Consider the following 13,258-nt stretch of genomic DNA (forward strand, 5'->3'; position numbering starts at 1 on the left):
TTATCCTATTATTTCTTTTTCCGGTACTCTCAGCATGTCCGGATTTTTTACAAATGGCTGCTGTGTCAATCTATTGCCGGTCGCTGCTTTAAATGCGTTGGCAATGGCTGCCCCTGCAGGCGGTAGAGCTGGTTCACCCAATCCCGTAGGCGACAAATCATTTTGAATGAAATGGGTTTCAATGGCCGGTACTTCCCTCATTCTGATAAGCCGGTATCTATCAAAGTTATTGGCAATGGGCTTCCCTTCTTCAAACCCGAAATCGCCATACATGGCATGTCCAATACCATCTATAATTCCCCCTTCGATTTGGTTCAATGCCCCCAAAGGATTTACCACAATTCCACAGTCGACCACACAGCTCACTTTTTTAACCACAGGAACCCCATCCTCTACTTGCACATCTGCAACTTCGGCCACATGGGTATTATGGCAATAATAGGCCGCAAATCCTTGGTATATTCCGGTTTCTTTTTTGCCCCAGCCCGATTTCTCAACTGCAACTTTTATGACTTCCTCCATGCGCTCCGGGGAGTACTGGATACGGTCGTCCGTAGTACCTTTTACTTTTTGCAGTAGATCAAGTCTCATTTGTACGCGATCCACCTCCATGGTTTCTGCAAGCTCATCAAAGAAACTTTGCTCTGCAAAGGCCAGGAAATTGGTGTAAGGGGCCCTCCAGGCACCTGTTGTAATATTACTTTGGTAATTGGCAACATCAACTTGATAGTTTTCAATGGCACCAGCAGGGAAAAAGTTGGGGATCAGGCCATACATGTTGGTATTGATGGCGGCTTCTTTAAGGTGGTAGGCTGTAATTTGACCGTCTTTGATAGCGGCCTTGATTCTATATTTAATGGCCGGCCTATAAATCCCGTCCATCATATCATCCTCTCTGGAAAATACCAGTTTCACAGGTTTCTTGGCCAAGTGTGAGATCTCAGCGGCTTCCAAGACAAAATCCCCGTACAATCTGCGTCCAAATCCGCCACCCATGCGGGTCATTTCCAAGTGAATCTGATCTACATCCCTATCCAATAATTCGGCAACATTCTGTGCGGTACGCTCCGGAGTCTGTATAGGACCCACCAAATGTATCTTTTCTTCGGTAACATCGGCGAAGAAATTCATAGGTTCCATGCAGTTGTGGGGAAGAAATGGGGAGTGATAGGTACGCTCCACAATTTTATCCGCTGCGGCAAAGGCCATTTTGATATCACCGTCCTTTCTTAGGGTCTCCACCTTGTTGCCATTCAATAGATCCGTCAATATTTTGTCGTGATCGGCCGTACTCTCCAATTTGGTGTCTTCGGTCCAGACCGCCTTTAGGGCATTCTTTCCTTTCATGGCTGACCAGGTGTCGGTTGCCAACACAGCTATTTTATTGCCAAATTTGATGACATCCAAAACCCCTGCCATATTTCTGGTCTCCGCATCATCGAAAGATTCCAATTTTTGTCCGAAAGCAGGGGGCCTTAAAGAAGCGGCATAAACCATCCCTTCTTTTTTGTAATCCATCCCAAAAAGTGATTGGCCCGATATTATTTTATCGATATCAACATTCTTGACATCCGTATTGATTATTTTAAAATCTTCTGGATTCTTTAAAACCACATTTTCCGGCACCTCCATCTGGGCGGCTTCTTTGACAACGTCTCCATACCCAAGCTTCTTTCCTGCTGCATTGGTTATAACCCCTTCATGGGTAGTACATTCGGACGGATCAACACCCCATTTTTTTGCTGCCGCATTTACCAACATCTGCCGGGCTGTTGCCCCAGTTTGGCGCAATGGTTCCCATCCAAATCGGATAGACTGACTTCCTCCGGCCACTTGTCTAGTATAATTTTTGGTGTCCAAAATACCTTGCTGTACATATACATTGTTCCAGGCAACATCCAATTCCTCGGCAATCAACATGGGCATTGAGGTCTTCACCCCTTGTCCAATTTCAGGATTGGGCGAGAAAATGGTTACGGCACCATTGTCCGCGATTTTTATAAAGGCATTGAAGTCGTTGAAATCCAGTTGGGATATATCTACAGGTGGCTTCGCTTTGGGAGAACAGGCAGTAAACAGGTTAAAACCTATCAGGAGTCCGCCGCTCGCCAAGGATGACGTTCTTATAAATCCTCTTCTACTAAAGGTTAATTTTGATGATGTCGACATTTTTTTGAATTTTAACTCTGGTTGGCTGTAACCGGAATAAGAGTTTTGTAAATAAAACAGGTCAAGGACCTTGATGATCTTCTATCCCATATTGTTGGCAGCGGTCTCCACTGCTTTATGGATACGGGTGTAGGCGGCACATCTGCATATGTTTCCGTGCATGGCGCTTTTAATTTCTTCTGAGGTTGGATTGGCGTTTTTTTCCAGAAAAGCCGAGGCTGTCATAATTTGTCCGGCTTGGCAGTACCCACATTGTGGAACATCTACCTCTTTCCATGCTTTTTGTACGGGATGGGAAGCATCGGCCGACAATCCTTCTATGGTGGTTATGGATTTTCCCTCTACTTGGGCAACAGTTAGGGAACAGCTCCTAACGGCATTGCCGTCCAAATGAATGGTACAAGCTCCGCATTGCCCAATACCACATCCAAATTTGGTACCTACCAAATCCATATGGTCCCTTAATATCCAAAGGATGGGGGTATCCTCGCCAACTTCTACGGTTTGGGTTTCCCCGTTCACTTTTAATTGATAGGAAGGCATAATATAGGTTTTAAATTAAATTGGTTTCCTTTTAATTATCAAGTTAAAAAAAATATAAAGGAGACACTTGTTTTTAACACTTTGTTAAAGGTAATTTAATATTTTTCTGGCCTAAAAATTCCAATCCTGTTTATTAACATAATTTTTTCACAACGCATATACTTAAAATTATATTTGTGCGTTCTGCTTGGTGAACCTATATAAATTAGAAAATGAAAATATCAATAAAGATAATCGCCTTTTTTTGTGTCCTAGCCCTAGCTGTTTCCTGCGGAAATGCAGAGGATGACGTAAATTTTAACGTAAACCAAAATGGTGAGTTGGGAGAAGGGAAGCCGGTGGATGACTGTTTAAATCTAGGGGAGAACGAGCTTATCCTATCCATTCAGGACCAATACACCACCCTACCAGGAAAAATCTCCATATTTTTTAAGGTCTCTGACAAGGATGGTGCCCCGGTCTCTGGATTAACTGCGGATAAGTTTACCATCTATGAGCAAGGAAGGAACGATGCTTGTTTCAATACGATTTCTACCTCTGAATCCTTTGCCCGAATTTCACCGAATACCCAAATATTCAAGAACAATACTTTGTTGGTATTGGATTTGAGTAACAGTGTTTTGAGCAGCAGTTTAACCGAATTGAAATCGGCCTCCGCCAGTTTTGTGAACAATGTTATGCCAGATCCGTCCATAGAATCTGTAAAAATGGCTATTTATTGGTTTGATGGGGAGAACAAATTGCACCTATTGAATCCTTTGACGGCTTCCAAATCAGAATTATTGAATTCCATAGACGGTATTACCGACGATATCAGTAATGACCCTTCCACGGATTTATATGGAGCTGTCATCAAAGCTACGGATATAGCCACCGATCTATTGAACAAGAGCACACAGAACAATAATATTGGCGCAGCATCCGTAGTTGTATTTACGGATGGAACAGACCAAGCTTCCAGATATACCGAGGCTGCAGCATTGAAGAAGGTTAGGGAAGCCAATGCCAACATTACCTTCTATTCCATAGGATTGGGTGCTGAAATTGATACAGAGGTCCTTAAAAAGATCGGTAAGACCTTTAGTGTATTTGCAGGAAACAAAGCAGAGTTGGAAAATACCTTTAATGCCATTTCAGAAAGGGTATCCGAAAGGGCCAACAGTTTCTATTTGTTTGAATATTGTACGCCTAAAAGAGACGGCAGTGGTGAAAATAATCTAGCCATACAAGTAAGATCAGGTAACAAACAAGGCGCTGTACAAACAAAATTCAACGCCAAAGGTTTTACCGGAGGTTGTAAATAGAAACACCAACTTCATCATATACAAAAAGGGAACATCTTAATTTGATGTTCCCTTTTTTTATTCTCCCAATTCGGCAGTATGGGTAGGGTTTTTGGATTTATAGTTGTTCTACTTATACAACAACTATAAAGAACTACCGACATCCTAAACTTAATTATAAGAACCAAAAACAATTTCATTATGGATGTGATCAACGAAATTATTCAGGAAAGCCCAATTGGGACATGGTCCTTAGGTTATAAAAGTGCCATACTGCTATTGTTTTCCAGTATTGTAATTACCTTGTTTTGTATGTTGGTCCTACTACTGAAATACGGTCCCCAAATGACCATAGTATACGGCTATTAAACTACTTCCTTAGAATCAGGGCATTTTTAAAATTGCTCTTGTCCCCGTTCAATCGGATAAGGAATCCATTGATGATGGCATAGTCAATCTTATTGTCCTTCTCCAAGACAAATGTAGGGTTCATTCCTGCTCTCAGGTTCAGGGAGGGAGCTTTAAAGTCCTTGCCTACTATTTGAATGGGCAGATGGGTATCCTTCTTACCTGTTGGCAAACTTTCCAATCGCACATAGGTGTAGCCTTGTTTCAAAAACTTGAGTACTTCAGCTTCCTTTAGTGATTCCAGCGACTTAAATATTTCGGGGTGCACTTTCCCTCCCTTGACGGTGTAGCCGCTGGCATCCAAGGTTTCATAACCATAAAATGTAGAAAGGTCCCCTTGATCGGCCACTGTACTGCTGTAATAAAATGATGAGTGACTGGCATTGTCCACTTCGGAGCGATGTATTCCCACATCCAGAGTATAATTGTGGCCCAATAAATTATAGGTAAGTCCTTTTATTTTTAGGTCGAACAACATCCGGTCGTTTTCTGGGATTTTCTCGTAATCCTCCAATGGGATATTCTTATAGTTCTCTTTGGCGATCGTATAAATAGCCGATAGTATGGAAACGTAGTTCAGTTTTCGGATTTCCTGTTTTTCTGGATCACCGGGATAACCACCAGACTCAATAAGGATAGCACTGGTACCCCATTTTTGAATATTGTCTCCAAAAGCCCTCGGTTCAAAATCGTCATTGTAACGGCCAACTTGGCCAGGGGCGTATTTCTGGATGATACGGTTCATAAAAACAATCACTTTCATGGCATTTCCCCTAACATCATTGATATCCTTTTCATAGTTATAGGCTGGTGCCAGATAAGAAATGGTGGCCGGTTTTTCTGTACGTTCCGCATTATAGTATGTACTCTGGTCATGGAGGTTGAATCCAAAATCAGCATCCAAGGAGTCCCGGACTTTTTTGAGGGTCCTTCCCTCAGGGGATTGTAACATGAGCGCATCCCTATTGATATCTATCCCCAATCTATTTCTTCTCGTGTAGGCTTCAGCTCCATCAGGATTCAACATGGGCAGGAAGTGCAAGGTAATATTGCTCAGGATCGCATTCTTCTCTTCCGAAAAGGTATCCCCATTTAAAAAATTGATAATATCAAAAATAGCCTGGGTGGCCGTTGGTTCATCACCATGCATTTGGGACCATAAAAAAACACTGGTCGGACCCGTACCTATGCTGATCAAAGATAAATTTCTTCCCTCAATGGATTTTCCGACCACTTTTACGGTGTATTTTGGATCCGCTTTTAATCGATTTATCAGGGGCTGTAGTTCCTTGTGTTTTATTCTTCTTTTGGTCAGGGATGGCTCCTTAAACTGTTCGTAAGTATCATATAATGCCGTTGTAATATCATTTTCTTGGGCCGAAGAATCGGCGGCGATAAAAAATAGGCAGCACATTATTATCAATTTCATTTTCATGCTAGTTTGTTTTTTGAGGTGTGGGTTTAAAATTTAAATCTATGGTAGCCTTTTTTACTCTTCTTAAAAAGCGGCGGCCTGGATCCGTTTTTTCAGTTCTATAGGCATCGTCCTTTTCCAACCAATAGGGATGATCCACAAAGTTGGTATATTCATAATGTCCAATGAGATACTCAATATCGTATTTGCTTTTTAAATACTCCACCAACCAAATATTGGAACGCCGTTGGGCCCTGGTAAGCCTTTTTCCTTTAAGTCCGCCCACATTTTCAATCCCTAGGGCAACATGGTTCAGACCAATGACGTGTCTGGCCATTAAGGTTTCAGGCATCAATCTATAAATGGTCCCGTCCCGATCCACCAAGAAATGGGAGGAAACATTTAGGTTACTGGCAGTTTGTATTTGATCTCTCCAACTTGGAAGCTTTACGTTGTAAAACACGTCATAGGATCCTTGAAAAGTAGGAATCGCGGTCCAATGTAAAACGATCATTTTAGGAGTGATCCGAGCAGAATCTGGTTCCATGCCATAACGGTCAGCCATATAATCATTCGTGAGGGAAATGCGCTCTTCATTGAAAATAACAGGTTTGTCCACAATAACACGGGATACTGAGCAGGAAACGAAGGTTAGCAAGATTATGATAAGAATTGCTTGTTTCAAATTTAAAAGATGTTTTAATCTGCCCTAAAAGTACAACTTAGGGAGTTTTGTCGACAACAAGAATGCTATCTTTTTTAACCACATAGTAGATCATTACCTTTCTTCTGCCCCAATCCAGGGCCTTGGGTCTATCTACCCCCATATAGATATCTATTCTATTGCGCCAACGTGTAGGCATCTTATCCTTTACCAAATAAATTTGGGAAGAGGTATCTATACGAACCATGGTGTTGTGTTTGAGTCCCTTGTTAATCAAATCCCGAGATACTGCAATACACTTCATACCTGGTTTCAAGGTATCACCCCAGGCTGTAATATTGGAGTGTTTGGCTGTGGTTTGGGAGGGCAAGGAATTGTATGCGGTTGCGGTAACCCTAACAGAATCCCATACCAAGACCTCTGTGTACACCATTTTTTTTGGGGTACACGAAATCACATGCATTGTGGCTATAAGGAGGACTGCGACTATGACAGCCAAAGAGATTTTGGAAGTGGTTTTCTTCATACAATTAAATCATCCGTTCATTATTTAAAGTTACTAAATATCACTTTCCATTCATGACCTGACTTTTACCATTCCAAGCTTTGTTGCCGCTCATAAAACTAATATAAACGTCTTCTACGGTTAAAAAACCAAGAAAATCCCTGTGAAATGATCCAGTCCATTATTGTACACTGACAAATGTATTTGACTTAAATTATTTAAAGTTACAACAAATCCCATGTAGAGTATTATTTTTAAAAATCATTAATCCTTTTTGTTATGAAAATTTTTAAAAGAATCGTCCTAGTGGTTATTGTCCTTTTGGTCGTTGCAATATCTTTCAATTATCCCAAACTCAATATAATTTCCGGATATGCTGCCAAAAATATGGCCTCAAGTGTTTTTATTGCCCACAGGAGTCCAAACTCCGTCAATGAAAACGACAACAATGTCCCTTTGATCAAGTTGGCGAAAACGGAAGTGGATAGTGGACATAAAACGGCATCTTCCGCTGTTTTTGGTTTTATGGAAAGGAAAGCAGTTTACAGAGAAGGATTGGGAAGTGTGCTGATCAATGATACCTATGACCACAATAATATACCATTGCGTCCAAATCGTGAAATGGTAAAAAACCAGCTTCCATTCCCCTATGGTAACCACGGTAAAAAGGATACTATCTTTTCCAATGTGGATTATCAACAATTGGCCAAAGCGGTAAATAATGCTTTTTTGGAACCTGACATCAAAAAAACCAGATCTGTTTTGGTATCCTATAAAAATGAGATCATAGCGGAGCAATACGCAGAAGGCTTTGGCCCAAACACCCCTATTCTGGGCTGGTCCATGACCAAAAGTGTTTTGGCAACCCTATATGGGATTTTAGAGTACCAAGGAAAATTAGCCGTTGATGATCGTGTGCCAATAGCTGCTTGGAAAAAGGATGGGAGAAAGAATATTGCCATAAACCATTTGTTGAGGATGCAGAGTGGATTGGAATGGGAAGAGGATTATACCAGAATTTCTGATGTGACCAAGATGTTCTTCATGGAATCTGATATGACGCAGTCACAAGTATCAAAAAAGGCTATAGGGAAACCTGAGGAAATCTGGAACTATTCTTCTGGCACTTCAAATCTACTATCCGGACTTCTACAAAACTATTTGGAGGATAAACAGGCCTATTTGAACTTCCCTTATCAGTCATTGATAGATAAAATAGGAATGCACTCCATGATTATAGAAACCGATATGGCCAATAATTTTGTGGGATCTTCCTATGCCTGGGCCAATACAAGGGATTGGGCAAAATTTGGGATATTGTATCTCAATAAAGGTCATTGGAACGGACAACAACTATTCTCGGAAGATTGGGTCCAATATATTACTACCCCCACCTCCGGTTCAGAGGGTATCTATGGCGCCCATTTTTGGTTGAATGCCGGGGGTATCTATCCGGACGTGCCACGGGATTTATTCTCGGCGAACGGTTATGAGGGGCAATACGTTTTTGTAATCCCTTCCAAGAATCTGGTGGTGGTCCGTACAGGGTTGGCGGAGGATCCAATTTTTAATGTCAATGAATTTTTGTCGGAGATCATCGGGGCGATTAGATGAATCACGGTACATCAAGGGAGCTAATGATGATAACAAGGGGAGTTTGGTATTATACCATCCAACCCATAATTTGTTTTCGGACATTGATCCAAAAAAGATAAGAGGCTGGGGAGGTTTTATCCACAGTTTCGGATAACTGGAACAAATTCTGCTCAAAAGCAAGCACATCTTCCTCCTTTATGGCCCCTTCGCCCAAATCATGATAGGCCATGGACCAATCAGTGAAGTTTCTATGTGGAATATGCCCTTCCCATAACAATTTTACATGATGATGCCTTTCATCTCTTTCTATATTCGCGTAGAGATTGTCAATATCTTTGGAATCACCTTCTATTATTTGAACGAAAATATCATTGTGGAAGACCAAGCAGCCCGTTATTCCAAATTTCTGGTTGTTGGTGCGAGATGTTTTCAAAATTTCAAATATTTTGATGCTATCCGTATCCTGGTTTGCTTTTGAGCAATAGACTAGTTCGAACATCGCTATTCATTTGGAGATAAGACTTTTTTCAATAGGCAACAATTATCTGATAATTAGTGGCTTACTATATAAATATACGAAATTTGTCCGTATTTGAGAATTCGATCTCATTTAAAATGAAGAAGTATTTGGTTGTTCTAAGCCATCCAGCCCATAACCTGTTTTCTTACATTTAACCAAAACAGGTAGGATGCAGAGGTAGTTCTATCCACCACTTGGGACAGCATAAAAAGGTTTTGTTCAAAAAGGTGGGTGTCTCCGGGGGTCGATTCTTGCTCATTCAGATTATGGAAGGCCATGGACCAAGAATCAAAACTTCTCTTGTTGATCTCACCTTCATATAATGTAACCACGTCCCAATGCCGACTATCTTTTGAAATCTTGGAGTAAAGCTCTAAAACGTCCTTTTTTTTACCTTCCAAAATCTGAACAAAGGTAGATTTATGGTAAACCAAACACCCTGTAACATTAAGGGAATTGTTGGTCCTTTCAGCAGTTTCCAAAATATCCAAGATGGCATTTTGGTCCGTACTTTTTTTTGCTTTGGAAGAATATACTAATTCGTACATAAATGATGGAAGTAAAAGTCAAAATTACGATTAAATATTCGACTTAATGGTACTCCTTAAGATTAAACAAAAAATATTTAAGGAGAAAGGCTAAAACCACTATGGATACGGCTTTAGGCATATATATAATCCATCTTTCAATGCTAACGGCTTTATTTTAAAATACTTATTAGGAAATTTGTAGTTTTCATAAAATCATAGATATCCTCTTGTAGTATTCCCAATTTTTTGCAATTCTATTAAGTAGGGACTTTCCTTTAGATTTTGTTTAATCGTATTCTTGATTTTCAACCAGCGGACAAGACCTCAAAAAACCACATTTTCTTTCCCTTTTCAACCTCAGGAAAAGGAGCTGATCACCTTTTTTATCCTTTTGAAAAATACGTTTTCATGGGCTGAAAATAATGTTCATCCCAACCTTTGATGTAATGTTCCCCGCTTTCGGGAACTTTGGAATGAACCAATGTCAGTTCCGTGGTTCCGTTATCTCCAGCCAGTAATACTTCAATTTGGGAATCTTCCTCATGAGGCTCAAACTGTGAGGTCCTCCACGACTGGACAATTCTTTTGTTCTCCTCTAGAATTAGGTTTTTTCCTGTAATGTATCCGTCCCATGCGGTAAAAGATTCACCAACTTTATTGGAAGCGGTGGCCTTTCCCCCTGTCATTGCGGTATGTCCAGTACTACTTAGCCAGGTGTCATAAATGGCTTGGGGAGTAGTGTTTAAGGTAGTTTTTAAGGTGAATTCCATCCAGAAAAAAAATTATTCCAGTTCTTCCTTTAGGTTTTTCAGTCCTTCATCAAAATCATCACCGATCATTTTTTCCATATCCATGAATACCATCATTAAATTCATGGGATAGTCCATGCTACCACTGAAGCCCCAGGATACCTTGGTGTTATTCGCATCAATTTCTTCTGTGGTCATGTATGCCAAGGCAGTGGATTCAAAGGGTTCAAAAAACCTAAGCTCATAATCTACCCGATTGCCCTCTGCTATTTTCAATATTTCCTGCGCTCCTTTGCCAACATCATCATTATCACTTTCCCAGGCTGCAACAAACCCTACCGTTCCATCCGTACCTTCATAGGTTTTTTTCATATCCGGGTCCATTAAGGCCCATTTGCTAAAATTGTCTTGGTTTTTTAAATGCTTGATATAATCAAAAACTACTTCCTTGGGCTTGTTAATTAATATCTCACGCTCAACGGAATAGTCTTTCTTGACAAAAATGGCAGCTATCAAAGGGATTGCAATTACAACGGCCAGGCCGATCAGGATTTTCTTTAACATGTGGTCTATTTTAGTTGGTTATTATGGTTCTTTCCAAAATGAATCCAAACAATTACGGATTACAATTGTTTGGAGGCATTTGGATCGGATATGGTAAAGATAACCAAATATTGCCTTGGTGTTGGACAGGAATTATTAAAACCAAAATTGGATTACAACCAAAAAAATAGTCCCTACCACAAGTAGGGACCACTTCACAACATTATTTTTCCAAACCTTTGGAAGTAATTTACTTTAGCCGTGTAGAGTAAAAAAAAACTTCATTTTCAATAGTGTTCTCGTAAAAAGGGCTTCGTCTTCATTGGCGGAGCCTTTTTTCATGATCTTGGGGCCGCTTTAAAAAAGAAAATGATCAACCCTCCAAAAAGCTTTCAATGATAGGGTTGGCCCTAATCTTATCCGACTCTAAAATATATAACCTTACACCTGAGTAAGATCCTCCACCGAAGCCAGACACTCGTGCGGATTCCTGTTCGTTCTTGACCAATGCGCCTATGCCCTGATCCTCCAATAACCCCTTCAGAAGTATAACGTCTACTTCACTTCCAGTAAAGACACTTACGTATTTGTTCTTTGATTCCATATCACCTGTTTTATTCCGCGGAAATGGTCTCCGCATTATACATAAAGGAGTCCTGCATTTTCTCCATTCGATTGTCAAACTTGGTGCCAAACATAATGTATTGGCATTTTTCTATACTTTCTGGAATACGGATCACACTGGAATAATCACCAGCATTAACCAAAAATTCGGTATCCTCTACCATGAACAATTTTAATTGCCCCAGATGTATCCCGTTGAGATAAAAGATACGACTTAATCTCTTAGGTGTTGCAATAACAATATCTGTTCCCAGATATATTTCCTCCCGCTGCAATTCTATGTTGTGTTCCTCATAGGCACAATACACCCTTAAATCCGTACCATAGATAAATTCCTTGAACTTTTCTGCCAAGTCCAAGGCCGATTGCTTGTCCTTTACATAGATCAATGCCCGTGGTGAATCTTCAAATGCCGCTGCCCCCAGTTTCTGAACGGTGGCGATGATCATGGCCGTAGTTTTTCCAGCTCCTTTTGGGGCTATTGCAAAAAGGCTACTCCCCCCTTTTATTTTGGAAATCACTTCTTTTTGAAATGGTGTTGGGACATCAATCCCAATACGAGCTATATTTTCTTTTAGGACAGGATGTATTTTTTTAAATGACATAGGTAAAATCAGCTATTTAATTATAATTCTTACAGGATTTGGCATGGAACAATACTGTAAATGACAAAAAATGGTTTTTCCACCACACATTTTCCATGGTACACAACATTAATTTCATGACCCTCTACATTGTAGCTACTTTAGTGGTGTACAAAATAGACATAAGAATTTTTCATTTTCATATAGTGTTCTCTTAAAAGGACTTTATCTTCTCGGATAAGGTCCTTTTTTAATTTTATAAGTGTTGACAGATAGATGCTGTTATGGAATCCATTTGTTTTTGCCGAAATCTGGTTTTCTCTTTTCAAGAAAAGCATTTCTGCCTTCTTTCGCCTCTTCGGTCATGTAGGCCAATCGGGTAGCCTCCCCAGCGAATACTTGTTGTCCCACCATACCATCATCTGTAAGGTTCATGGCAAATTTCAGCATTTTTATAGATGTTGGAGACTTCGCCAAAATTTCTTGTGCCCATTCAAAAGCGGTGTCCTCCAATTCCTCGTGCGGGATAACGGCGTTCACCATGCCCATTTCATAGGCTGCTTGTGCAGTATAATTCCTACCAAGAAAAAATATTTCCCTAGCCTTTTTCTGTCCTACCATTTTTGCCAGATATGCAGACCCATATCCCCCGTCAAAGCTGGTGACATCGGCGTCTGTCTGCTTAAAAATGGCATGCTCCTTACTGGCAAGGGTAAGGTCACAGACCACATGAAGGCTGTGTCCCCCTCCCACGGCCCAACCTGGGACCACTGCAATAACGGCTTTGGGCATAAAACGGATCAACCGTTGGACCTCTAGAATATTTAAACGGTGCATACCGTCTTCCCCTACATATCCCTGGTGTCCCCTTGCCTTTTGATCACCACCGCTACAAAAGGAATACACCCCATCTTTGGTAGAGGGGCCTTCTGCAGAGAGCAATACTACGCCAATGGAGGTATCCTCCTGTGCGTCGTAAAAGGCTTCGTACAATTCTTTAGTGGTCTTTGGCCTAAAGGCGTTGCGCACATCGGGGCGGTTAAATGCGATACGGGCTACCCCATCACATTTTTTATAGGTTATATCTTCAAATTCCTTGACTACTTTCCAGTTGATCTTACTCATG

The 13,258-nt window shown here is 40.7% G+C and carries 15 protein-coding genes; 3 read left to right on the top strand and 12 right to left on the bottom strand.

Annotated elements, in window-relative coordinates:
* Entirely contained in the window at positions 1–2,169 is a 2,169-nt protein-coding gene (locus tag WAA86_RS04060) for a xanthine dehydrogenase family protein molybdopterin-binding subunit (RefSeq protein WP_337299703.1), read from the bottom strand.
* A gap of 81 nt (positions 2,170–2,250) precedes the next feature.
* Positions 2,251–2,712, bottom strand: coding sequence for a (2Fe-2S)-binding protein (locus WAA86_RS04065; protein ID WP_337299704.1), 462 nt, complete (start codon positions 2,710–2,712; stop codon positions 2,251–2,253).
* Between the two features lie 212 nt (positions 2,713–2,924).
* Here WAA86_RS04065 and WAA86_RS04070 point away from each other — a divergent pair, with 212 nt between their 5' ends.
* Both WAA86_RS04070 and WAA86_RS04075 read left to right on the top strand, forming a co-directional pair.
* Entirely contained in the window at positions 2,925–4,016 is a 1,092-nt protein-coding gene (locus WAA86_RS04070) for a vWA domain-containing protein (protein WP_337299705.1), read from the top strand.
* Positions 4,017–4,196: 180 nt separating this feature from the next.
* Entirely contained in the window at positions 4,197–4,364 is a 168-nt protein-coding gene (locus WAA86_RS04075) for a hypothetical protein (RefSeq protein WP_337299706.1), read from the top strand.
* A 1-nt stretch (position 4,365) separates the two neighbouring features.
* Here the strand turns inward: WAA86_RS04075 and WAA86_RS04080 are convergent, their stop codons facing one another.
* From WAA86_RS04080 to WAA86_RS04090, 3 genes are read right to left on the bottom strand one after another with little or no spacing between them, the layout of a single operon-like run.
* On the bottom strand, positions 4,366–5,838 hold the full coding sequence (locus WAA86_RS04080) for a M14 family metallopeptidase (protein ID WP_443217564.1): 1,473 nt from the start codon (positions 5,836–5,838) through the stop codon (positions 4,366–4,368).
* 1 nt (position 5,839) lies between these two features.
* Positions 5,840–6,502 carry a peptidoglycan recognition protein family protein gene (locus tag WAA86_RS04085; RefSeq protein WP_337299708.1) on the bottom strand — a complete coding sequence of 221 codons (663 nt, stop codon included), beginning with the start codon at positions 6,500–6,502 and terminating at the stop codon, positions 5,840–5,842.
* Between the two features lie 37 nt (positions 6,503–6,539).
* A complete protein-coding gene (locus tag WAA86_RS04090; protein ID WP_337299709.1) occupies positions 6,540–7,007 on the bottom strand; it encodes a 3D domain-containing protein in 468 nt (155 codons plus the stop codon).
* Positions 7,008–7,265: 258 nt separating this feature from the next.
* Here WAA86_RS04090 and WAA86_RS04095 point away from each other — a divergent pair, with 258 nt between their 5' ends.
* Positions 7,266–8,600, top strand: coding sequence for a serine hydrolase domain-containing protein (locus WAA86_RS04095; protein WP_337299710.1), 1,335 nt, complete (start codon positions 7,266–7,268; stop codon positions 8,598–8,600).
* Between the two features lie 49 nt (positions 8,601–8,649).
* On the opposite strand, the gene WAA86_RS04100 is transcribed toward WAA86_RS04095, so the two are convergent.
* The 7 genes from WAA86_RS04100 to WAA86_RS04130 form a co-directional block, all read right to left on the bottom strand.
* Positions 8,650–9,081, bottom strand: a complete 432-nt coding sequence (locus WAA86_RS04100) for a BLUF domain-containing protein (RefSeq protein ID WP_337299711.1) — start codon at positions 9,079–9,081, stop codon at positions 8,650–8,652.
* Positions 9,082–9,218: 137 nt separating this feature from the next.
* Entirely contained in the window at positions 9,219–9,650 is a 432-nt protein-coding gene (locus tag WAA86_RS04105) for a BLUF domain-containing protein (RefSeq protein WP_337299712.1), read from the bottom strand.
* 365 nt (positions 9,651–10,015) lie between these two features.
* Positions 10,016–10,402: an SRPBCC domain-containing protein gene (locus WAA86_RS04110; RefSeq protein WP_337299713.1), complete on the bottom strand. Its 387-nt coding sequence runs from the start codon at positions 10,400–10,402 to the stop codon at positions 10,016–10,018.
* A gap of 12 nt (positions 10,403–10,414) precedes the next feature.
* A complete protein-coding gene (locus WAA86_RS04115; protein ID WP_337299714.1) occupies positions 10,415–10,945 on the bottom strand; it encodes an SRPBCC family protein in 531 nt (176 codons plus the stop codon).
* Between the two features lie 352 nt (positions 10,946–11,297).
* Positions 11,298–11,528, bottom strand: coding sequence for a putative signal transducing protein (locus tag WAA86_RS04120; protein ID WP_337299715.1), 231 nt, complete (start codon positions 11,526–11,528; stop codon positions 11,298–11,300).
* A gap of 10 nt (positions 11,529–11,538) precedes the next feature.
* Complete coding sequence (locus tag WAA86_RS04125) at positions 11,539–12,153, bottom strand: DEAD/DEAH box helicase (RefSeq protein WP_337299716.1); 615 nt, start codon at positions 12,151–12,153, stop codon at positions 11,539–11,541.
* 261 nt (positions 12,154–12,414) lie between these two features.
* On the bottom strand, positions 12,415–13,257 hold the full coding sequence (locus tag WAA86_RS04130) for a 1,4-dihydroxy-2-naphthoyl-CoA synthase (RefSeq protein WP_337299717.1): 843 nt from the start codon (positions 13,255–13,257) through the stop codon (positions 12,415–12,417).
* Between the last annotated feature and the right edge of the window lies 1 nt (position 13,258).

The sequence above is a fragment of the Sediminicola sp. 1XM1-17 genome, assembly GCF_037203765.1.
In the GTDB taxonomy this organism is placed as follows: Bacteria; Bacteroidota; Bacteroidia; order Flavobacteriales; family Flavobacteriaceae; genus Sediminicola.